Source organism: Lewinella sp. JB7 (assembly GCF_024297185.1).
In the GTDB taxonomy this organism is placed as follows: domain Bacteria; phylum Bacteroidota; class Bacteroidia; order Chitinophagales; family Saprospiraceae; genus Neolewinella.
The window spans coordinates 365,125-387,653 of sequence record NZ_JANCTD010000002.1 but is presented as its reverse complement, the minus strand read 5'-3'; the positions used below and the strand labels follow the sequence as shown (position 1 = coordinate 387,653).

General features: G+C 60.1%; 19 protein-coding genes and 1 tRNA gene. 7 read left to right on the top strand and 13 right to left on the bottom strand.

The genetic code is table 11. From position 1 onward, the window contains the following. Positions 1–60 precede the first annotated feature (60 nt). Positions 61–945: an ACP S-malonyltransferase gene (gene fabD, locus NMA52_RS05125; RefSeq protein ID WP_254826573.1), complete on the top strand. Its 885-nt coding sequence runs from the start codon at positions 61–63 to the stop codon at positions 943–945. On the opposite strand, the gene NMA52_RS05120 is transcribed toward fabD, so the two are convergent. Both NMA52_RS05120 and mazG read right to left on the bottom strand, forming a co-directional pair. Further along, positions 942–1,532, bottom strand: coding sequence for a bifunctional nuclease family protein (locus tag NMA52_RS05120; RefSeq protein ID WP_254826572.1), 591 nt, complete (start codon positions 1,530–1,532; stop codon positions 942–944). The two genes, fabD and NMA52_RS05120, sit on opposite strands and share 4 nt — an antisense overlap. Positions 1,533–1,636: 104 nt before the next feature. Further along, positions 1,637–2,395, bottom strand: a complete 759-nt coding sequence (mazG, locus tag NMA52_RS05115) for a nucleoside triphosphate pyrophosphohydrolase (protein WP_254826571.1) — start codon at positions 2,393–2,395, stop codon at positions 1,637–1,639. 119 nt (positions 2,396–2,514) lie between these two features. Here mazG and NMA52_RS05110 point away from each other — a divergent pair, with 119 nt between their 5' ends. Both NMA52_RS05110 and NMA52_RS05105 read left to right on the top strand, forming a co-directional pair. Continuing rightward, positions 2,515–3,231 carry a hypothetical protein gene (locus tag NMA52_RS05110; RefSeq protein ID WP_254826570.1) on the top strand — a complete coding sequence of 239 codons (717 nt, stop codon included), beginning with the start codon at positions 2,515–2,517 and terminating at the stop codon, positions 3,229–3,231. Positions 3,232–3,310: 79 nt separating this feature from the next. After that, a complete protein-coding gene (locus NMA52_RS05105; protein ID WP_254826569.1) occupies positions 3,311–4,564 on the top strand; it encodes a proline dehydrogenase family protein in 1,254 nt (417 codons plus the stop codon). A 7-nt stretch (positions 4,565–4,571) separates the two neighbouring features. On the opposite strand, the gene NMA52_RS05100 is transcribed toward NMA52_RS05105, so the two are convergent. Further along, positions 4,572–5,642 (bottom strand): AI-2E family transporter, encoded by a 1,071-nt coding sequence (locus NMA52_RS05100; protein WP_254826568.1) that lies wholly within the window; start codon positions 5,640–5,642, stop codon positions 4,572–4,574. A gap of 183 nt (positions 5,643–5,825) precedes the next feature. On the opposite strand from NMA52_RS05100, the gene NMA52_RS05095 reads away from it, so the two are divergent. Beyond that, entirely contained in the window at positions 5,826–6,920 is a 1,095-nt protein-coding gene (locus NMA52_RS05095) for a PorV/PorQ family protein (protein ID WP_254826567.1), read from the top strand. Between the two features lie 51 nt (positions 6,921–6,971). Here NMA52_RS05095 and NMA52_RS05090 read toward each other — a convergent pair. From NMA52_RS05090 to NMA52_RS05070, 5 genes are all read right to left on the bottom strand, one after another. Further along, positions 6,972–7,047 (bottom strand) — tRNA-His (locus NMA52_RS05090). 48 nt (positions 7,048–7,095) lie between these two features. Then, positions 7,096–7,899: an orotidine-5'-phosphate decarboxylase gene (gene pyrF / locus NMA52_RS05085; RefSeq protein WP_254826566.1), complete on the bottom strand. Its 804-nt coding sequence runs from the start codon at positions 7,897–7,899 to the stop codon at positions 7,096–7,098. 31 nt (positions 7,900–7,930) lie between these two features. Next, positions 7,931–8,188 carry a KTSC domain-containing protein gene (locus NMA52_RS05080; RefSeq protein WP_254826565.1) on the bottom strand — a complete coding sequence of 86 codons (258 nt, stop codon included), beginning with the start codon at positions 8,186–8,188 and terminating at the stop codon, positions 7,931–7,933. A gap of 153 nt (positions 8,189–8,341) precedes the next feature. Then, complete coding sequence (locus NMA52_RS05075) at positions 8,342–9,388, bottom strand: PorP/SprF family type IX secretion system membrane protein (protein ID WP_254826564.1); 1,047 nt, start codon at positions 9,386–9,388, stop codon at positions 8,342–8,344. 40 nt (positions 9,389–9,428) lie between these two features. Further along, positions 9,429–14,099: a proprotein convertase P-domain-containing protein gene (locus tag NMA52_RS05070; protein WP_254826563.1), complete on the bottom strand. Its 4,671-nt coding sequence runs from the start codon at positions 14,097–14,099 to the stop codon at positions 9,429–9,431. Positions 14,100–14,153: 54 nt separating this feature from the next. Between NMA52_RS05070 and folD the strand changes: the two genes are divergently transcribed. Next, positions 14,154–15,026, top strand: a complete 873-nt coding sequence (folD, locus tag NMA52_RS05065) for a bifunctional methylenetetrahydrofolate dehydrogenase/methenyltetrahydrofolate cyclohydrolase FolD (protein ID WP_254826562.1) — start codon at positions 14,154–14,156, stop codon at positions 15,024–15,026. Here folD and trxB read toward each other — a convergent pair whose 3' ends face one another. Both trxB and rluF read right to left on the bottom strand, forming a co-directional pair. After that, positions 15,027–15,965, bottom strand: coding sequence for a thioredoxin-disulfide reductase (gene trxB, locus NMA52_RS05060; RefSeq protein ID WP_254826561.1), 939 nt, complete (start codon positions 15,963–15,965; stop codon positions 15,027–15,029). A gap of 80 nt (positions 15,966–16,045) precedes the next feature. Then, positions 16,046–16,753 (bottom strand): 23S rRNA pseudouridine(2604) synthase RluF, encoded by a 708-nt coding sequence (gene rluF / locus NMA52_RS05055; RefSeq protein ID WP_254826560.1) that lies wholly within the window; start codon positions 16,751–16,753, stop codon positions 16,046–16,048. Positions 16,754–16,849: 96 nt separating this feature from the next. Between rluF and NMA52_RS05050 the strand changes: the two genes are divergently transcribed. Then, positions 16,850–17,524 carry a hypothetical protein gene (locus NMA52_RS05050; RefSeq protein WP_254826559.1) on the top strand — a complete coding sequence of 225 codons (675 nt, stop codon included), beginning with the start codon at positions 16,850–16,852 and terminating at the stop codon, positions 17,522–17,524. Between the two features lie 9 nt (positions 17,525–17,533). Here the strand turns inward: NMA52_RS05050 and NMA52_RS05045 are convergent, their stop codons facing one another. The 3 genes from NMA52_RS05045 to groES form a co-directional block, all read right to left on the bottom strand. Continuing rightward, complete coding sequence (locus NMA52_RS05045) at positions 17,534–18,034, bottom strand: GbsR/MarR family transcriptional regulator (protein ID WP_254826558.1); 501 nt, start codon at positions 18,032–18,034, stop codon at positions 17,534–17,536. Positions 18,035–18,148: 114 nt separating this feature from the next. Beyond that, entirely contained in the window at positions 18,149–19,795 is a 1,647-nt protein-coding gene (gene groL, locus NMA52_RS05040) for a chaperonin GroEL (RefSeq protein WP_256534137.1), read from the bottom strand. Between the two features lie 48 nt (positions 19,796–19,843). Beyond that, positions 19,844–20,107: a co-chaperone GroES gene (groES, locus tag NMA52_RS05035; RefSeq protein WP_254826557.1), complete on the bottom strand. Its 264-nt coding sequence runs from the start codon at positions 20,105–20,107 to the stop codon at positions 19,844–19,846. A gap of 178 nt (positions 20,108–20,285) precedes the next feature. Here groES and purL point away from each other — a divergent pair, with 178 nt between their 5' ends. Continuing rightward, positions 20,286–22,529: a phosphoribosylformylglycinamidine synthase subunit PurL gene (purL, locus tag NMA52_RS05030; RefSeq protein ID WP_254826556.1), complete on the top strand. Its 2,244-nt coding sequence runs from the start codon at positions 20,286–20,288 to the stop codon at positions 22,527–22,529.

Here is a 22,529-nt window from a genome sequence, read left to right as displayed (position 1 = left end):
ATTATGGCACTGTTTACTGTAGATTGGCCGCTTTGATTGACCGCGATAAATTTGCAGAATATGACCGCTTACGTTTTCCCCGGCCAGGGCGCCCAATTCACCGGTATGGGCAAAGATCTGTATGACCTCAGCGGACTGGGCAAATCGCTCTTCCAGCAGGCCGATGAGGTGCTGGGATTTTCCCTTTCCCGTGTCATGTTCGAGGGAGATGAGGAGGAATTACGTCAAACCCGCATTACGCAACCGGCCATATTCGTGCACTCCTGCGTGTCTTACCTCACGGCGGAAGAAGCACCGGCGCCCGACGCGGTGGCCGGTCATAGCCTGGGGGAATTTTCGGCACTCGTAGCCGCCGGCGCGCTCACCTTCCCCGATGCGTTACGACTGGTGAGCGAGCGGGCACTGGCCATGCAGGACGCCGCCGATGCCCAACCGGGAACGATGGCTGCCGTACTGGGGCTCGACGATGCCCTGATCGAAACGGCCTGCGCCGAGTTGGAAGACATCGTCGTACCGGCAAATTATAACAGTCCCGGGCAGCTGGTCATTTCGGGGTCGGTTGCCGGCGTCGAACGGGCCGGTAAGATCCTGACGGACCTCGGTGCCCGACGGGTGGTTCCGCTACCGGTCGGTGGCGCCTTCCACAGCCCGCTCATGGAGCCCGCGCGGGAACGGTTGGAGGAGGCCATCGCGCAAACAACCTTCAGTCCGCCGCGCTGCGAAATCTATCAGAACATCGATGCGGGGGCAAGCGTGGATCCGGTGGATATCCGCCGCAAATTGATCGCTCAGTTGACCGGTCCCGTGCGGTGGACGCAGACCATCGAAAATATGCGGGCGGCCGGAGCGGACCGCTTCGTGGAGGTCGGTGGCAAGGGGGGGATCCTTGCCGGATTAATCCGTAAGGTAGACCGGAAAATAGATGTAACGCAGCTGGGGGGCTAGCTCGATTTACGTTGCTTGATCTCGTCCCGGATCTGCGCGGCGCGTTCGTAGTTTTCCTCGCTGAGCACGTCTTCCAACATCGTATTCAGCTCACCTACGGTATAACTGGATAGGTTGTCGGACTGTCGGTTGCCGCCGTCGGAAAGATCCTGCACGTGCATGTCTTCCTCACCCTCGCCTTCCAGGACGATACCCGCGTTCTGCAGAATCATCTCGTAGGTGTAGATCGGGCAGTCGAAGCGGGTAGCCAACGCCAGGGCATCGCTGGTACGGCTGTCGACCTCAATGATCTCGCCCTCACGGTCCAGCACGAGGCGGGCGTAGAAGATGCCTTCCTTGATGTCGCTGATGATGATCTCCCGCAAATCGGTCCGCAGGGTCTCGAGCGTATTCTTAAAGAGATCGTGCGTCATGGGGCGCGGGCCGGTCATGCCCTCGATGGCGATCGCGATCGCCTGGGCCTCCGCACTCCCGATAATGACGGGCAAACGACGCGGGCCGTTGGTCTCTCCCAGTACCACGGCGTAGTTCAGCGACTGGGTTACGCTGCGGCTGATGGCCATCACTTTGAGCTCAATCTTATCCATGCTACTACGGTAAATCCTGTAAAGTATTTTTAACCACTGACCCGGATGGATGGTTTATCCGTCCCAGGGTCCGCTTAAGGGCGGGCAAAGGTAAGGTTTTGCCGTCAGTCCTCCGCCTTGGCCGCTTGCCATAACTTCTCCATCTCCGGAAGCGTCATGCCGGACAGCCCCCCCTCGCCGGCCCTTGACTCGACGTACTCGAACCGCTGGCGAAACTTCCGGTTCGTCCTCTCGAGGGCCGTTTCCGGGTCGATGCCCCGCCACCGGGCGTAGTTAATCAGGCTGAAGAGAAGATCTCCGAACTCCGCCTCGCGGTCGGCGGTGGTGTCCGCCTCCCGAAACTCCCGCATCTCTTCCTCCACCTTGTCCCACACCTGATCGGCGTTGTCCCAGTCGAAGCCGAATTGCGCCGTCTTTTCCTGCATGCGCATGGCTTTGACCACGGCGGGGAGCGCGACGGGTACGCCGGACAATACCGTCTTCTTCCCCTTCCCCTCCGCGAGTTTGATCTGTTCCCAGTTGCGCTTCACGGCCGCTTCGTCCTCGGCAACCACGTCGCCGTAAATGTGCGGGTGCCGCTTGACGAGCTTATCACAAACGGTATGGAGGGCATCGGCGATATCCCAGGCTCCGCGTTCGGAGGCGATCCGGGCGTAGAAAACCATGTGCAGGAGGAGATCGCCGACCTCCTCCTTAATCCCGTCCAGGTCCTCGTTCAGTAATTCATCGGCCAGCTCGTATGTTTCTTCAATGGTGAGTTTACGCAGGCTCTGAAAGGTCTGTTTGCGGTCCCACGGGCACTGCTCCCGCAGCTCATCCATGATGGTCAGCAGCCGTTGAAAGGCGGTCAGTTTCGGATTCATGCGGCGAAGGTCCGGCTTTTTGGACACAGGCCTTATGTTTAAGGGTAAATTATCGTGGTTTGTACCGGCTATTTCTGCTACTGATTATTGCCAGTAGCTCACTTCTTTCCCAACCCGCTTTGCGTTACCACGTCGATGCCCGCAGCCGCCAACTTGGCGGGACCGGGCTGGCGGCAACCGGCACCGATGCCCTGTGGCTCAACCCCGCGGGCCTGGCCACCACCGAGCGCCTGACCGCCGCGGCGACCACCGAGCAACGTTTCGGGGTAAGGGGACTTCATCTGACTTCCGTCGGTTTGAGGACACCGCAAGGCTTCGGCTTGCGTATGGCCGCGCTTACGGCACCGGGTTACGCGGTAAATCGGGTAGGGGTTCTTTACGGACGGAAAGTAGCGGACCGGTGGACCGTTGGCGCGGCCTTTGACCTGCTTTACCGATCGGTAGACGGATACGGCGGTGACCTTGCCGTGGCGACCGGGGCGGGGCTGCAATTCCACTGGAGCAAATCCCTGACCTTAGCGTGCGCACTGTTTCAGTCCTTACCGTCGGACGGTGTTCCGGGCTGGATAGCGGTCGGGGGAAGCTACCGACCAGGGCCGAACGTGGCCATGTTTCTGGATGTGGAACGGGCCATGAGTAAAACCGCTCTGCGGTGTGGGGTAGAGTACCTGCCGGTGTCGACCATAACTCTACGCGCCGGAGTGCGCAGCCGCACCGAGGAAGTAAGCCTGGGGGTGGCGTACCGGCTACTGAAGCGGTGGGAGGTAAGCGTAGGAACGGCAAGCCACCTCAGACTCGGGACGAGTCCGGTGTTCGGCTTGGTTTTACGACCATAATGTTAAGTCAGCTAACTTCGGCGGCCCAATTGCGTTTAATGGTTGTCAGCGCAACAGTCGCGCCGCAAAGTTGAGATCTATGAAAAATTCGAGCGGGCCGGTACGGCAATTCCCGCTGGCCGAGCAGGCACTGGAGGATTTTCGCACCGCTCGACCCACTGAGGTTCCGGATTTCCGGGATACGGTGAGCACCTTTCGCCACCTTTCGGACGCCCGGCTGCTGGGTACCCGCCGACTCTTCCGCCTGATGGGTAACCGATGGCTGACTCGCATCATGGGCTCCCTGGGCCTGCGAGCCGTGGAGTATAATCTGCCCGGAGCGGAGTGGATGGTCAAGAACACGGTTTACCAACAGTTCGTCGGTGGCGTATCCCTGGAGGAAGCTATACCGGTGATCGAAATTCTGGCCGAGCGGGGAGTGGATAGTATCCTCGATTTCGGGGCCGAGGGGAAAGCGACGGAACGGGGACGTGACGATGCCCTGGAAGAAAGCCTGCGGGCCGTGGAGTTCGCCGCATCGACCGACTCCGTCATCGGCGCCGTCGTAAAACTGACCAGTATCATTCCCTTTGAACTGCTTGAGCAGCTCAACGATACGACCATTGACTTTGAGAATATTACGGACGACAAGCTAAAAAAAGGTTTAGAACGTCTAGACCGCATTTGCCGTCTCGGGCGGGAACGCGGGAGCGAAGTATACATTGACGCCGAAGAAAGCTGGATCCAGCACAGCATCGACCAGATCTGCGAGCGGATGATGTCCCGCTACAATTGCGAAAAGCACACGGTATTCACGACCTGTCAGATGTACCGCCACGACCGCTTGGACTTCCTGAAAACATCGCACCTGCGCGCGCGCCAAGATGGCTACAAACTGGCCCTTAAAGTGGTACGCGGAGCCTACATGGTCAAGGAACGCAAGCGTGCCGAAGCCACCGGTAAACCTTCGCCCATCCAGCCCACGATCGAAGCCACCCACCGGGATTACGACGCCGCGATCGCGTACTGCGTGGAGCACCACGACGAAATTGCGTGCTGCCTGGCCAGTCACAACGAAGCCAGTACCGTGAAGCTGATCCGGGCCATGCAGGAGAAGGGGATACGGTGCGATCATCCCAACCTGCGCTTCTCCCAGCTCCTGGGAATGAGCGGGAACCTGACCTTCAATCTGGCGGAGGCCGGTTACAACGTGAGCAAGTATATGGTGTACGGCCCCGTTAAGGATGTCTTTCCCTACTTGCTGCGACGCGCTCAGGAGAACACCTCGGTCACGGGAGAAAGCGGCCGCGAACTTAGCATGCTCGACCAGGAAGTCCGGCGGCGCGGACTGTAAACCTCCCTTATCCCTTGCCCCCGTAATCCTGCCCCATCATCTCCCAAACGGTGATGAAAAGCGCCGCTACGGTGGGACCAATCACGAATCCGCTCAGGCCGAACATCGCGATGCCGCCGAGCGTGGAGATCAGCACGACGTAATCGGGCATCTGCGTGTCCCGCCCGACCAGGAGGGGACGGAGGAGGTTATCGACCAGACCGATGATGAGAGCGCCGACGACGACGATGATGATGCCCGCCGTCACGTCACCCTGAATAAACATGATGATGGCCGCCGGCACCCAAACGATCGCGCTGCCCCCCACGGGAAGCAGGGCGAGAAGCATCATGGCAACCCCCCAGAGGAGGGCGGCGGGAATACCGACGATCGCGAACAGTATTCCACCGATGGCTCCCTGTACGAAGGCGACGATCAGAGTCCCCTTCAGCGTCGCCCGGGCCACCTGGGCAAACCGGCGGAACAGCGTGCGTTCCCGCGCGTCGCCCATGGGGATGGTACGGACGAGGGCGCGTTCGATCACCCAGCCGTCCACGAGGAAAAAATAGAGCAAGTAGATCACCAAAGTGAACTGAATGATGGTGTTCAGCAGGCTGCCGCCGAAGCCGATGGCCCAGTTGGCGACGTACTGTCCGGCCTGACCGACGGTGGTGTTTAGACGGGCGCGGAGGTCATCAGTACTGACGCCAAACTCGGACAGGGCGTCCGCCACCTGGGGCAGGCTGGTGTCGATGTAGTCCAGTACGACGGAAGAATTGAAGCTCCCCGATTCGATCTGACCGTAAAGACCGATCGCCTGTTCCACGAGGGCCAGGGTGAGTAAGCCGAAGGGTACGATGACGAACAGCACGACCAGTAGGGTAGTGACGCCGGCCGCGAGACTATCGTGTCGCCGGAAACGCACCCGCAGGCGACGGTAGACGTTGAAAAAGATGACCGCCAGGACGGCCCCCCAGAAGCACGTCAGCAGAAAAGGGCCGATCAACTCGAAGAATCCGATCGTAACTACGGCCACCAGAATGAAGAAAATATTCTTCCTGACCTTCCGGGCAGCCAATCGCTCATTTTCGGGATGCATAGATGTATAAAGTAAGGCGGAAATCCCGAACCGGGTCCGCCTCACTAGTACCACGGCCGGTTGCTGGTGTTCGATTCCGGGGCCGGGCCGCGGGAATAACTTTTGCCCGGCCCGAGATAATTCCCGACTCAGAGACGGTAACGACCGGATTTTCGTTAAGTCGGTGTTTACCTTGCACTTGCTATGACCCGATCTTTCCGCTGTTTGGTCTTCCCGACCGTTCTTTGTCTGCTCTCTCTCCCCGCTATCGCGCAGAAGTATAGCAACGAATTTTTATCCATCGGGGTGGGGGCGCGGGCCCACGGCATGGGTACCGCCGTGGTGGCCAGCCAGAACGACGTCTACGCCGCGGCCTGGAACCCCGCCGGATTAGCCGCCCTGCCGGCGGAGCGCGGACTCGAGATCGGGGCCATGCACGCCGAGTGGTTCGGCGGAGTCGGCAACTACGATTATCTGGGGGTGACCATGCCCCTGTCCAGCAACAACCAACGCATCGGGGTGAGCCTGATTCGCTTCGGGATCGATCAAATCCCGAATACCCTGTCGCTGTACGAAGCCGACGGTACCATCAATTTCGATAACGTAACGGAGTTTTCCGCCGCCGACTACGCCTTCCTAGGGTCCTATGCACGGGCCTTCATCCGGGGTGCCGGCGTACTGCGGGTAGGGGGCAACGTAAAGGTGATCCACCGGAACATCGGAACCTTCGCCAGTAGCTGGGGATTCGGGCTCGATCTCGGTGCCCAGTACCAGCGTAACCGGTGGACGGTCGCCCTGCTCGCCCGCGACGTGACTACCACCTTTAACGCCTGGAGCTTCTCCTTTACCGACGCGGAGCGCGACGTCCTGGAACTCACCGACAACGCGGTGCCGATCAATAGCGTGGAAACGACCAACCCGACTTTCGAACTCGGCGTAGCCCGCGCCTTCGACATCACGGAGCAGATCGGCCTCACCGCCGAAGTAGACCTTATCGCCACCACCGACGGCAAGCGCAACACCCTGCTCAGCGCGGACCCCATCAGCCTCGATCCGGCGGTCGGGCTGGAGGCCGATTACGGCGACTTCGTATTTCTGCGCGCGGGCGTCAGTCAGTTGCAGCGGATCCGCGACTTCGACAACCAGGAGGCCCTCAATTCCCGTCCTTCCCTAGGGCTCGGCCTGAAGGTAGGACAACTATTCGTCGACTACGCCTACACCGATCTGGGGGACAACGAGGGGCGCTCGACCTACAGCCACATCGTGAGCCTCCGCCTGGGAATCAGCCCGAAACAGTAGCGTGGGGGAAAAGAAATCGGGGTGCCCTGCAAGCAAGACACCCCGATGGGCGGGTGGAAGACCGGGTTCGAACCGGCGACCTCTGGAATCACAATCCAGCGCTCTAACCAACTGAGCTACAACCACCAGGTAACAGCCTCCTTAGGAAAGCCCCGCAAAGGTAAATAGTTCCCGCTTATTGAAAAACTTTAGGGGCATAATTATTCAATGCTTCTTCCATTTGCCGCTGCAATTTTTGCGCCGCCGCGGCGGGGTCGTCCGCGTAAAGAATGCCCCGGCTGCTGTTTACCAGCAGACCGCAGTCTTCGTTCATCCCGTACCGGCATACGGCGGCAAGATCACCCCCCTGCGCGCCGATACCCGGCACCAGAAAGAAGTGAGCGGGAGCGATGCGGCGCAGGTGTTCGAAGCGTTCGGCGCGCGTCGCGCCACAGACGAACATGAGGTTGTCGGGAGTTCCCCATTCCATGGCCCGGCGCATCACCCGCTCGTAGAGAGGCTGGTCGGTATTGCCCTGCGTAGTGTGCTGAAAATCGTCTCCGCCGGGGTTACTGGTCAGGGCCAGCAGAATGGTCCATTTGTCCGGGGATTCCAGAAAGGGCTGCACGGAGTCCGCCCCCATGTAGGGAGCTACGGTAATGGCGTCCGCGCCCAGGGTATCGAAGGCAAAACGGGCGTAATACCGGGAGGTGTTTCCGATATCTCCCCGCTTGGCGTCGGCGATGATGAGATGATCGGAGCCGATGTAGTCAATGGTATCCTTCAGAAGTTGGGTGCCTTCCAGTCCGATCGCTTCGTAGAAGGCGGTGTTGGGTTTGTAGGCGACGCAGTGGTCGCGGGTCTGGTCGATGATCCACCGATTAAAGGCGAGTACATCTCCCGCGAAGCGTTTTGGTATCCGGTCCGAATCCGGATCGAGGCCTACACAAAGGAAGCTGCGGCGCTCGCCAATTCGCTTGATTAAATCCGCTCTCTTCATCCCGTTCGATTTAGGGGGACGAAGGTAAGGGTCACTTGATAAAGCCGTAATCGATGGATTCAAAGGCCGGTTCAACCCGGCGGAAGGGGTGTTTGGCCTGAATTTTGAAGCGTAAACAGACATCGGGGTAGGGCGACCGGACAAGTTCATCGTACAATTCGGCACTCACGTTGAAGTAAGCGATCGTCGTCCCGCCGCTGAGAAAAGTCAGATAGAGCGTTCGGTTTTCCGCGTCGTAACCGGCGAAGGAAACCATCTCACTTCGTTTTCCAAAATTGTGATGTTTCATGTTGTGTCTGTTTAGGCGTATACCGTAAACAGCCGAAACGTTAAAAACGTTCACATCTGAAATATAAGAAATAGAATAATATTTTGGCGTTGTGACAATTAATACGAAATTTGGCAAAATTTAGGTGGTCAATCCAATTATTCGTTCGTTATACTAAAATGTGGGGCAACGTACTTTCTGACCGACGGCCTCTCCGCGTGTATAGATTATACTGAGTTCGAAGCCACCCCGCCGACTGTTGACCTCCCGCAAGCCGCTGGTCGTGATGTCGTAACTCAGACCCAGTTGCAGGTCTTCCGTCTCCAGTCCCACCAGTACCACCAACGCTCCCAGGCCGGTGGTAGACTCGTGCACATTCGTGATCTGGGTGTAAGTGCCCACCCGCAGGGCGACTTCCCGCCATGCCCGCTCGGTGTAGCGCAGACTTCCGCCGGCCATCGCGCTACGGCTCGGCCCCTGCAGCATGACCCGAGCGGCGGGGAGCAGGCTCAGGTAGCCGCGTCCCAGGGGCAATTCCCCGCCACCGTACGCCACGTAGCGCCGCGCAAGTAAGTCGGTATACTCCGGCAGGGGGGATACATTGGGGCGGGTGAGGTGATACACCGCGCCCCCGAAGTAGGCCCCCGCCCGGTCGCCGAAGGTAGCAAACCAGGTTAATCCGGTACTGACGTCCGGATACAGTTGCCCCCCGATGCCGCTGAAGGCTTCCCCCGTCGCCAGATTGCGGTCCACGTAGGCCGCCCGCGTACCCGGATCGACGAAATACTGCTCCGAAAACCAGAGCTTATTAATATCGAAGCCTCGCTGACCTACGCCCACCTGAACCCCGCCGCTGAGGTAGTGACTGTACCGCCCGCCGCGCCCGCCCGAGTGCAACTGCTGCTGATAACTGGCACTCAGGGCACCCACGCTCCGCACGAAGTCCGTCGATCCCGCCCGGTCGTGCTGCAGCTGCACGCCAATACCTACGTAGTTCACGCGTCCTACCGGTCTGCGCAACTCCACCGCGGCGGCCACGCTCTGGTACCCTTCGGCATTCTGCACGGAGGTGTACAGGGACTGGTAGTTCACACTCAGTCGCAGTGTCCCGTTCATCACGCCCGTGAGTGCCGGGTTGTTCAGCATGGGGGTCGTGGACAGCTGACTGAAGCGCGCATCCTGGGCGCGGACGCAGGAGCAAGCAATTACTACGAAGAGCAATGCTTTTAGGATTCGGCCGTGGTACGTTCTCTTCCTCATGTTAGCGGATAAGGGTGGTCTGTCCGGCAAGCGTTTCCTGGCTGCCGTCTTCGTACGCGACGCGTAATTTATAGAGGTATACGCCGCCGTTCACGGGTTCGCCGCCCCGGGATTGGCCATCCCAGCCCCGGTCAGGATCGTTAACCTCGAAGTCGCCGTCTTCAAAGATCACCCCGCCCCACCGATCGTAGACGGTAAACTGCAGCACTCGCGTCCCGGGACGACCGTGTACGAGGAGGCGGTCGTTGCGGCCGTCTTCATTAGGACTGAATCCCGTCGGCACGGCTACTTCCCGGATCTTGCGGACGCGTACCTGGAGATCGTCCGTGCTCTCGCAGCCGAGTTCGTCCATGGCCGATAAGCTATAACTGATCTCGTAGGGGGGGGTAGCTACCGGTGCCGGGCAATCGACGCAGCTTAGGGTACCGGGATAACTGGCGGACCACTGATAGTCAACCTGTCCGCTGGCACCGGTGACCGTGGGGTTCAGCAGTAGACTATCGCCGAAAATAATTTCACGGTCCTCACCCAGGTCGACCAGCAGGGAGGGTCGCTCTTCCACGGTAAGCGTATCCCGGCCGGTACAACCGACCGCGTCCCGCACGTACACGACGTAGGTACCGGCACCGATACCAACCAGACTCGGTGTGTTGGCGTAGGATATGCTGTCTAGACTGTACGAAAGAGGTTCCCGCCCCCCGGTGGCGTTGATGTCAATTCTACCGCTGGCCTCCCCGCCGCAGGTAGCGGGCTCGGTGGTGGCTTCCACCGTGATCGGGCTGGATTCCCGGAGCGTGAAGCGCGCATTCGCCGAGCAGTTCCCCTCATCCGTGACCGTTACCGCGTAAGTGCCGGCGGTGAGTCCGCGACGGTCCGCCACCTGACTGCCGTCTTCCCACCGGTAGGTGTAGTTTCCGGTTCCCCCCGTCACCATTGTCGTTATCGCCCCGTTCGCCTCCCCGGAACAATCAACCTCGGTCCGCTGCCCGCTGATGACGAGTAATTCCGGAGTAGGAATGGTCAGGTTAGTGTCGATGCGGCAGCCCGTAGAATCGGTAATCGTAAGCAAATAGGTCCCGGCAGGCCGGTCCGTTATGGTTGCTCCGACGGTAAAGTCGGCCCCCGGACCCCAGACCAGGTCGTAATCGGAGGAGTTGCCCGCCGGTCCCCGCAGATCCTCGATCCTCAGTCCCCCGTCCCGGGCTCCGAAGCAGGAAACGGAGGTGGGTATAACCGTGAAGGTGACGGCCTGCGGGGGTGTATAGGAATACGTCGATTCTCCGGTGCATCCCGCCCCGTCCGTCACCGTTACGGCATAGGATACGACGCCGTCGACCACGGGGATGCGGCGGGTGGTATCACCGGTCGACCAGCGGTAGGTGAAGTATTCTCCCGCTACGGCCAGGTAGTGTTGGCGGGAAGGGTCGCAGGCGTTTTCACTATCCACGGCGATGACCGGCGTTAGCGGGGGGCGTGCCTCGGTGATGAACGTCCGCTCCACCGTACAACCGGCGGCGTCGGTTACGGCCACGGAATTCTCCCCGGCCATCAGGCGCACGGCCACGGAATCGGATTCGCCGCTACTCCAGGCGAAGCGGTAGGGGGGAAGTCCGCCCGTGGCCCGCGCGGTCAGTCCGTTCAGGGACGCCCCGTTGCACGCGGCCACCGGATCGACGAGGGTTACGGTTAGTGCCTCCTCCGGCTGACCCACCGTTGCCGAATCGATCACCGTACACCCGTTATCATCCGTTACGGTGACGGAGTATTCCCCCGCGGGCAGGCTGCTCAGTCGCGCCCCGCTCTCTCCGTTGCTCCAACGGTAGAAGTACGGTTCGCTACCGCCGGTGGCCACGGTTTCTGCGGTGCCATCCGCTCCTCCCCGGCAGCTAACGGCACTGGCCGTAGTCCTGGATCCAAGGGGAGGAGGCTCCGCTAGGGTAGTCGTAAGTGTGGCCGTACAATTCAGGCGGTCGGTAACGGTCACGGTGTAGGTACCGGCGGTAAGGCGCTCTGCCGCACCGGTATCGCCGATCGTGGGATCGCTCCACGCATACCGGTAGGGTGGGGAGCCCCCTTCGGTATCCGTCCGAATCGATCCGCTGGCATCTCCCGCGCAGGCAATGTCTTGTCGCAGGTCGAGGTTCAGCGTCAGGGGGGGAGGAAAATCCAGTTCGTAGGTAAAGGTCTCCGTGCAGCCGTTCGCTCCCGTGACCGTAAGCGAATAGATTCCTTCGGGAACATCAACCAGATCCTGGGAAACCGCGCCATTGCTCCAACGGTAGGTTTCTCCGGTGAGCGGCTGATTGGGAGTCAAGTCAATTCCTCCGGTGGAATCTCCCCGACAGGCAATTTGGTAGTCCGCGGTAAAGGTTGGGGAGAAGGGAAGCACGTTCACGTCAATGGTCGCGAATGAAGTACACCCGTCCGCGTTGCGTGCGGTCAGGACGTACCGCTCCGACCGAGAAGGGGTGATGACCGGATCGGGGCAGTCGGTACAGCTGAGGTCGGAGGTGGCCGGCAGCCAGCTGTAGGTTACGTCCGAACGGCGGACAAAGCCAATGGACCAGGACGTCAGATGAATGCGCTGACCGGCAGCCCGGTCCCGCAGAACGAGTGTCCAGTCTCCGTTGATCCGCGCTCCCCGCAGCGCGGCCCAGGCGGTGGTGTTATCGGGGGTGAAACACTGCTGCGTCCGGGTCCCACTCAGCGTGCCGAAGGGAGCCAGGACTACCTCCGAACCTCCGGGGGAACGCAGCAGCACTTCCACGGTAGCCAGATCGTTGGTTCCCGTCAGGTCGAGACACACGTCACCCATATCGGTTGCGGGATTGGTCACCGTGGCCGGACGCTGGTCCGTTACCGAGAGCGTGGAACTATACACTCCCCCCGATACCTGTCCGGGACGGGGTAATTGCATGTCCGTAAAGGCCTCCCACCGGATGGTTTCCTCGGCCGGCGGAAGATTAGTGGACAGACCCGGGCGGAAGGGGGTACCCTCACAGACCGAGGTGTCGCGCGGCGGAGTGAGGGGCTCGGGACAAGAGAAGCAGGCGGCGCTGTAGGGCGACCGAACGCGGACGGGAACAAGCGTATCGTAGCGGCACCCAAAACTGTCCTGAGCGATTAGACGCTGATTTGCGAAGCCGGGGTTGTTGCCGGTATAGGTAATCCGTTGCGGACGGTAATCGGAATGAATCCCGGAATCTGACCACTCCGCGGACACCTGCGGAACGGTGAAGCTTTCCGAGGGGGTCACGAGATTGTCGGCGAAAGTTATTGCCCAGGAATACACCGTGCCGCAGTCTCCGCTCTGGTTATCGATGACATTGAGCGACCAGTCGCCGTTGAGCGAACAACCGGCCAGGTTGTCGAAGGAGCCATCCAGAGGCAGGTAGGTTATTTCCGGAGGGATTGTTGCTCCCCCCGGCGGCAGGGTTCGGGCGTAGGTCGGCACGGTGTATAAGCCCTTGCTCGACCAGCAGTAAGTAAAGGGTTCGTCGGCGGTGGAGCAATCCTCCGTGGCCTCGCCAAATTTTTGGTTGGTAGCACCCAGGCCGCGGGGATCGTACTGCAGGAGGTCCACCCGGCTACCGTCGGGGCACTCTACCCACATGGACAGATCACCGATGTAACTGTGCTCGATGGTGACGCATATTTCCACGATTCCGTCGCCGGAAGTCAGCAACTGGCCGGCGGGGAAATCCCGGAGCAATAGGTCGGAAGACAGTAGGGTGCCTGGTTGTTCGGGAATGTCGATACGCTCCGAAAAGGGCTGGGGTTCGGTGAAGTTCAGGGTGACGGGCGTGGGCTGGAAATTGACCTCCGTACGTGCTTCATTCCCGATGCCGAGGGTAACTGCTTCCCCCGGGCAGATCAGAAGGGGCACGTCGCGACTGGGGTTCCAGTCCGGGGGGGCGGACACCCGTACCCGCTGGGCGATGCTGTTTTGACTCGTACACCCCTTCTCGTCGATGATACTCAATCCGACGGTGTATCCCCCCGGTTCGGTGAAAATCTTTGAAACCTGCCGCCCGGTCGCGGTGGTTCCGTCCTGAAAATCCCAGCGGAAGGTCGACCGGGAATCGCTCTGGGGGTAACGGGCGTTGTTTTCGGGATAGGTACCGGTTCCGGTGAGGAGGATCTCATCACCTACGCAAACGTCGATGTATCCGCCCGGTCCCGGCTGAACCGCCGGGGAGGATGACTCGAGGCGGGCGGTTATCGGTTGGCAGGCCGCCACGCAGCCGATGTCCGCCTCCCAACCCGCCTTCCGACCGGCGCTCGTGAAGACCACGGTCAGGCAACCGCTTACGTTGGCGGCGGTAGCCGCCACCCGGATCCGGTCGGAGTTGTTGTCGGCGGTAATTTCGGTCAGGACCGGCGCCTGATCGTTGCTTCCGTTATGTATGGTGAGCGTGCCCCGTAAATCAATAACCGTGAAATTGAGTTCCACGTGTGAATTTTCCGGGTCGCGGTTGTCGGAGCAGATGGTTATGGTCTCCCGGGTGCCGGCGAAGGCGTGATCCCCGTCGATCCCGCCGCCGTCGATGAAGGTCCCTCCACACTGGCGGACGGTACCCCCCTGGGTGATCAGTACCTCCTGTCCGAAGGACGGCGCTCCGAACACGCAACAGATCATTAGGTAAAGACCACGGAGGTAATTCTGCGACATACGCTGCAAGTAAGGAAAAGCCGGGGCTATCTTTGGCGCAAAACGCGAAAAGGAATGCAAGTATTGGACGGAAAAGCCCTGGCTAAGACAATTAAGGAGGAACTAAAGGCCGACGTCGATGCCATTCGGCTTGCCGCGGGCAAGGTACCCCACTTAGCGGCGGTGCTGGTGGGGGAGGACCCCGCCAGTCAGGTCTACGTTCGCAATAAAGTACGCAGTTGTGAAGAGGTGGGTTTTCGGAGCAGTCTTATCCGGCGACCCGCCAGCGTCACCCAGGAGGAACTGCTGTCCATCGTACGGGAACTCAACGAGGATCCCGACGTCGACGGTTTCATCGTCCAGCTTCCCCTGCCCGATCACCTCGACGAGGACGCCATCAATCTGGCCATCGACCCACGTAAGGACGTAGATGGCTTCACGCCGGTCAATATCGGTCGCATGACCCTCGGACTGGAGTCCTATCTGCCCGCCACGCCCAACGGGATCATGGTCATGCTGGAGCGCTACGGTATTGAGACCAGCGGTAAGGAGGTCGTCGTACTAGGTCGTTCGAACATCGTCGGTACCCCGATGACGGTCCTCCTGAGCCGGAAGAACAATCCCGGCAACGCCACGGTCACCCTCTGCCACAGTCGCACCAAAGACCTGGCGGAGCACACCCGCCGGGCGGATATCATTGTCGCGGCCATCGGAATTCCGGAAATGGTCACGGCGGACATGGTGAAGGATGGGGCGGTCATCATCGACGTCGGCATTAACCGGGTCGACGACAGCAGTCGCCCCCGGGGCTACCGCTTAGCGGGGGACGTTGACTACGTCGGACTAAAGGATAAGGTGAGCGCCATGACCCCCGTCCCGGGCGGGGTAGGCCCGATGACGGTGGTCAGTCTGCTGATGAATACCCTGAAGGCGAGTCAGCGTAAGTAATTATATGATGCCCTGCTGGCCGAGGTAGCGCTCCGCGTCCAGCGCCGCCATACACCCGGTGCCGGCGGCGGTGATCGCCTGGCGGTATACGTGATCCGCCGCGTCGCCGCTGACGAAAACTCCCGGAACGTTCGTGTGGGTGGAATCCGGCTTATGCACCAGGTAACCCGTATCTTCCATTTCCAGCACGCCTTTGAAGAGCTTGGTGTTCGGGATGTGACCGATGGCCACGAAGAAGCCCGCGATGGGAATCTCCTGGACCTCGTCGGTCACGTTGTTGCGTACCCGCACGCCGGTCACTTCGGTTTCACCGAGAATTTCCTCCGTTTCGGTGTTCCAGTAGATTTTGATGTTCTTCTGCTTCTTGACCCGCTCCTGCATGATCTTGGAGGCCCGCATCTCATCGCGGCGCACGAGCATGTGGACCGTCGGACAAAGGTTGCTCAGGTAGAGCGCCTCCTCACAGGCGGAGTCGCCGGCACCGACGATGGCTACCTCCTTGCCGCGGTAAAAAAATCCGTCACATACGGCGCAGGCACTAACGCCCTGGTTAGCCAGGCGCTGTTCACTTTCGAGGCCGAGCCAGCGGGCACTTGCTCCGGTAGAGATGATGACGGAGTGCGCCTGAATTTCTTCGCCCCCTTCGGTGTATACCTTCTTCACGTCGCCGTCGAAGTCGACCCGGTCGATGAGTTCGTACTTGATCTCCGTACCGAAGCGCTCGGCTTGCTTCTTCAGGTCTTCCATCATCTGGGGACCCATAACGCCATCGGGGTAGCCGGGAAAATTCTCGACGTCCGTCGTAATCATCAGCTGTCCGCCGGGTTCCCGACCCGTGTAGAGGACGGGGCTGAGGTTGGCGCGAGCGGCGTAGATGGCGGCGGTGTATCCGGCGGGACCGGAGCCGATGATGATGGTTTTCAGGGGTTCTTTACCCATTGGTTTCGTGTATTTGGGGTGCAAAAGTAAGTTACCCGGTTAACACCCTCCCCCGGGGGGAGTTGTGTCGTATTCCGACGTCAGGGACGGAGCATTCGGTCGAGCTCGCTCATCTCATCGGGGGAGAGCTTGCGCCAGTGTCCGACCGGAAGGTCTCCCAGCTCTACGTTCATAATGCGAATGCGCTTAAGGGTCCGGACCCGGTAACCCAGGAACTCACACATGCGCCGGATCTGGCGGTTCAGCCCCTGGGTCAGTATGATCCGAAAGACCCGCACGTCCAGTTGTTCCACGGTACACCGTTTCGTACGACGGCCCAGGATGGGCAGACCCCCGGCCATCCGTCGCAGGAAGGATTCGGTGATCGGTTTATCTACGGTCACGATGTATTCCTTATCGTGGTCGTTCTCGGCCCGCAGGATCTGATTGACGATGTCCCCGTCGTTGGTCAGTAGAATGAGGCCGGTGGAGGCCTTATCGAGCCTGCCTACGGGAAATATGCGTTCCGGAAAACCGATGAAGTCAATGATGTTGTCCCGGTCCTTGCGGTCGGTGGTGCTGGTGACCCCCGCCGGTTTATGCAGCGCGAGGTACACGGGCGGGGGCTTGGAGGAAAGCCGTTTTCCGTCCAGGGTAACGACATCCCCCTCCGCGACGCGATTACCCTTGACGGCCGTAAGGCCGTTGATGGCCAGACGGCCCGCCTCTATCCAGCGATCGGCCTCCCGGCGGGAGCAGATACCCGTACCGGCTACGAATTTGTTAAGAGAAACGGAGGTGGTGTTCATACGTTTTGGGGGTTAGGGCGGGCAAAGCTAATCTGGGTGGCTCACTATCTTCGGGCGGTGCCTACTTCGACTCTTGTTACCGCGCTTCTCTGCGCTATGTTTTGTTTTTGCTCCTGCGACCCCGCCGGCTCGACCTACCTCAGCCGGTCGCCGGAAGGTCCCGTTATGGGCTTCGATTTACGGAAAGACACCATCGATCTTCCGACGGGGCTCGAGATCGTGAAGCGCATTCGCGCGAACGGCGGAAACTACCTGCGTCTATCCGAATCCTTTACCGGGAAAGAACGGCAAACGCTGCGGGTCGCCGCGGATCGGGCGGGCGTGTTCCTGGATACTACCGACGAATTGACCCGGAAGTTGCTGGTGAGTAATATCCCCGAGTTCAACCGCAGGATGCTCGAAAGCGGGAGCGGCGGAATTTACGGAGAGCTGTCACAGGCCAGGCTAAACAGCATCCGGGCGGTGCGGACGGTGGAACGCTACTATGATTTCACGCGACTGCGGCGCGATGACCGGTTGCTGGGACGGGCAAATCCTTCCGGCGCCGTTGCCGCCGCGGATTCCCTGGGCAATTACCTGATCTATATCCCACGGTCCGGGAAGGTAACGGTTAGGTTGCCGGAGCGCGACCAGGTACCGCGGCGGGTCACGGTCATCGGGCACCTGGGAACCCAGCGCTCGGAGATCCTCCGACCACCCTACGACCGGGAGTTCTCCTTACTTTCCAACGACGCGCGGGGAGGGTGGATGGTGATCAAGCGCGAACCCTGAGCACCGCCCTTACTTGATCATGGTCAGGAAGGTGGAGAAGAACCAGTTGCTGTCGACCTTAACCAGCGCGGCCAGGGCCGAGTCTGCCTTGTGGCTGTACAGTTTCAGATCTCGGACCACGCTGCGAAACTCCTCGGCTTCCGCTTCTTCTCCCTTAACTCCCGTGAGATCGTCGAGCAGGCGTAGCATGGGTTCGAGCTCACGCTTCTTGCGGGCGATGATGATGTTCTTCACCACTTTGGACATATCCTTTTCGGCGACAAAAAATTCCTTGCGTTCGCCGGGAATAAGCTTCTTATGCGCCAGGCCCCACTCCAGCAGCATGCGGGTCGTGGTATTCACGTTACCGCGGCTGATCTGCAGCTCCTCCATGATGTCGTCGGAACTGAGGGGTTCGTTCGCGATCAGGAGAAGCGCGTGGATCTGCGCCATGGTGCGGGTGACGCCCCAGGAGCTGCCGAGCGTTCCCCAGGCCTCGATGAATTTTTCCTTTCCCTCTTGAAGTTCCATAGGCAAGTAAATCACGGGCGGCGCATAGTGTTGAGCGCGCGGGACAAATAGTGAATGAAAAAACCCCGGTCGGCCGAAGCCAACCGGGGTTCTCTGTAGGTTGCGGGGGGCTGATTACATCATGCCGCCCATGCCGCCACCCATTCCTCCGTGGGAATGGCCGCCGCCACCAGCACCTTCCGGCTCGGGCATGTCGTTGATGACACACTCGGTCGTCAGTACCATACCGGCGATCGAAGAGGCATTCTCCAGTGCAATACGGGTAACCTTGGTGGGGTCGATGACGCCCGCCTTCTTCAGGTCTTCGTATTCTCCGGTGCGGGCGTTGTAGCCGTAGCTTCCGGTATTGGTCCGGACGCTCTGCAGCACGACGCTACCTTCCACGCCGGCGTTGTCGACGATGGTACGCAGGGGAGCCTCCAGTGCCTTACGGACGATCTGGATGCCGATCTTCTGGTCCTCGTTCTCACCTTCGAGCCCTTCCAGGCTGTCGATGGCGCGTACCAGGGCGACTCCGCCTCCGGCTACGATGCCTTCCTCGACGGCGGCACGGGTAGCGTGGAGCGCATCGTCGACGCGATCCTTCTTCTCCTTCATCTCGACTTCGGTAGCGGCACCGACGTAGAGGACGGCGACTCCACCGGCCAACTTGGCGAGGCGCTCCTGGAGCTTTTCGCGGTCGTAGTCCGAGGTGGTGGTTTCAATCTGCTGCTTGATCTGGTTGACGCGACCGTTGATCTGACCTTCGTCGCCGGCACCATTGACGATGGTGGTGTTGTCCTTATCGACGGTGATCTTCTCGGCGCTGCCGAGCAGGTCGAGGCTGGTCTGGTCGAGCTTGTAGCCCTTCTCCTCGCTGATGACGGTACCGCCGGTCAGGACGGCGATGTCTTCGAGCATGGCCTTGCGACGGTCACCGAAGCCGGGAGCTTTCACGGCCACGACCTTCAGCTGAGCGCGGAGGCGGTTTACGACGAGGACTCCCAGCGCCTGGCTTTCGATGTCTTCGGCGATGATGAGCAGCGGACGGCCGCTCTGGATGACCTGCTCGAGGATGGGAACGATGTCCTGCATGTTACTGATCTTCTTGTCGTGGATCAGTACGTAGGGGTTCTCGTATTCGGTGGTCATGCTCTCCGTGTCGGTCACGAAGTAGGGGCTCAGGTAGCCGCGGTCAAACTGCATACCCATGACTTCCTCCACGTAAGTGTCGGTACCCTTGGCTTCCTCGACGGTGATCACGCCATCCTTGCTCACGCGACGCATGGCGTCGGCGATCAGGCTTCCGATCTCGTTGTCGTTGTTGGCCGAAATGGCGGCGACCTGCTGGATCTTACCGAAATCGTCACCGACGACCTCGCTCTGGGACTTCAAGTGCTCGATCACCTTCTTGGTAGCCAGGTCGATGCCCCGCTTGAGGTCCATGGGGTTGGCACCGGCGGTTACGTTCTTGAGGCCTGCCTGGATCATGGCCTGTGCCAGGACCGTGGCGGTCGTGGTACCGTCACCGGCGATATCGGCGGTCTTGCTGGCGACCTCCTTGACCATCTGGGCGCCCATGTTGGCGACCGAGTCTTCGAGTTCGACTTCCTTGGCGACCGTTACTCCGTCCTTAGTGATCTGGGGGGCACCGAAAGATTTCTGGATAACTACGTTCCGACCCTTGGGGCCGAGTGTGACCTTCACGGCATTCGCGAGGGCGTCTACACCGCTGCGCAGTTTTTCTCGTGCGACGCGGTCAAAGCTAATTTCCTTAGCCATAATTGATTATGATTTTAGAGTTTTAATGGGATATGACAATACCTGTCACTAGAGGATGATGAGAATATCATCTTCGCGCATGATGAGCAGATCCTGCCCTTCGTGCTTCAGCTCCTGTCCGGCATACTTACCGTAAAGGACCACGTCACCGACGCTAACCGTCATGGCGTTGCCCTCCTTTCCGGGGCCGACGGCAATGACTTCACCCCGTTGGGGCTTTTCTTTTGCGGTATCGGGAACGATGATACCTCCACTGGTTTTCTCTTCTGCGGGTGCGGGCTTTACCACTACGCGATCGTTGATCGGCTTCATGTATGGAATGGTTTAGTTGACAATTAGGTTAATTCCGGTGTCGAGTCGGGCTCGACACCGCTGGGGCGGTACGAAGACCGTGCCACCGGGGGGCGGCGGTCAAAATGTCAGCCGCAGGACGGGGGGGGCTCCGCAAGCACATATTGACTACTTTTGCCCCTTCAACAAATCTCAGCCCATGGCCACGGCAAGCAGCGTGCAGGTAGTAGACGTAGAGGTCGCCAAGAACCTCGGACTCACCGCGGAAGAATTCAACCGGATCGAAGAAATCATGGGGCGCACCCCCAACTTTAACGAGCTCAGCATTTTTTCGGTCATGTGGTCGGAGCACTGCTCGTATAAGAACTCCATCATGTGGCTCAAGACCCTTCCCCGGGAAGGAGAGCGACTGCTCGTCGAGGCTGGCGAAGAGAACGCCGGCCTGGTTGACATCGGGGGCGGTCTGGCCTGTGCCTTCAAGATCGAAAGTCACAATCACCCCTCGGCCATCGAACCCTACCAGGGCGCGGCCACCGGCGTAGGCGGTATTCACCGCGACATCTTTACCATGGGGGCCCGCCCGATCGCATCCCTCAACAGTCTGCGGTTCGGCGATCCTAATCTGGCCCACACGAAGCACCTCGTGGCGGGAGTGGTCAAGGGAATCGGCGATTACGGTAACTGCTTCGGCGTTCCCGTCGTCGGCGGCGAGGTGTATTTCCACCCCAGCTACAATCAGAATATCCTCGTAAACGCCATGTCGGTAGGCATCGTGCGGGTAGGAGAGACCGTCTCCGCCGCCGCCGACGGACCGGGCAACCCCGTGTTCATCGTCGGTTCCGCCACCGGTAAGGACGGTATCCACGGCGCCACCTTCGCCTCGGCCGACCTGACGGAAGACAGCGCCGAAGACCTGCCCGCCGTACAGGTGGGCGACCCTTTCCAGGAGAAGCTTCTGCTAGAGGCCAGCCTGGAGGTCATCGCGACCGGAGCCGTAGTCGGTATGCAGGATATGGGTGCCGCGGGTATTACCTGCTCTACCTCGGAAATGAGCGCCAAGTCCGGCACCGGTATGCGTATCGACTTGGACAAGGTCCCGACGCGTCAATCCGATATGAAGCCCTGGGAGATCCTGCTGAGCGAGAGTCAGGAGCGTATGCTCATCGTCTGCCACAAGGGACGGGAGGAAGAACTGCTGGCCGTTTTCGACAAGTGGGATCTGGAGTGTGAGCAAATCGGTGAAGTAACCGATACGGGTCGACTGGAATTTTTCGCCGGTGGAGAACTGGTCGCGGAGGTACCCGCTGAGCCCCTCGTACTGGGTGGAGGTGCCCCGGTCTACGAACGGGAAACCCGGCGACCGGCCTACCTGGATAAGATCGACCAATTCGATCCTGCTTCCGTGGACGTTCCACAGAACCTGCGCGCCGCCGCCGTCAAGCTATTCAAAGCGCCCAGCCTCGTATCCAAAAACTGGGTCACGGAGCAGTACGACGGTACGGTACGAACCAACAGCATGAGCGAGAACCGCCCGTCCGACGCCGCGCTGGTGCGGGTGAAGGGAACGGATAAAGCCCTGGCGGTCACTACCGATTGCAACTCCGCTTACGTGTACGCGGACCCTTACGTAGGTGCCATGATCGCCGTGGCGGAAGCCGCCCGGAACATTGCCTGTTCGGGGGGAGAGCCGGTCGCGATCACCAACTGCCTGAACTTCGGGAACCCCTACAATCCGGAAGCTTTCTACCAGTTCGTCAACGCCATTAAGGGCATGGGTGAGGCCTGCCGGGCCTTCAATACCCCGGTGACCGGCGGCAACGTCAGTTTCTACAATCAGTCGCAGTACGAGGGCGGACGCATCGAACCGGTGTACCCGACCCCCACCATCGGGATGCTCGGCGTAGTGGATAACGTGAAGCGTACCATGACGCTGGGATTCAAGGAACAGGACGACGTGATCTACCTGGTCGGCGATAACGTCGAAGACCTGGGCTCATCGGAATATCTACGGACGATTCACGGCGTCGAGCACAGTAAGGTGCCGCACTTCGACCTGGAGAAGGAAATAAAACTGCACGGTGCCATTCTGTCGGCTATCCGTGGTCAGCACGTCAAAAGTGCGCACGATGTCAGTGACGGCGGCCTGTTCCAGTCGCTGTGTGAGTCGGCCATCGAAGGCGGCCACGGATTTACGCTGGATACCGATCCCGGTATGCGCAAGGACGCCTTCCTCTTCGGCGAAGCGCAGGGTAGGGTAGTCGTCACCGCCGACGAGTCGCGGACGGGCGATCTGGAGGATTTGCTCCGGGAACATGGCATAGGATTCACCGTCCTTGGCCGCGTCGAGGGCGACGATATTACGGTCGACGGCGAGGACTGGGGGAATCTGCTGGAGTGGGAGGCCCTGTACAACGACACGCTGGCCGGCATTCTGGAATCCTGA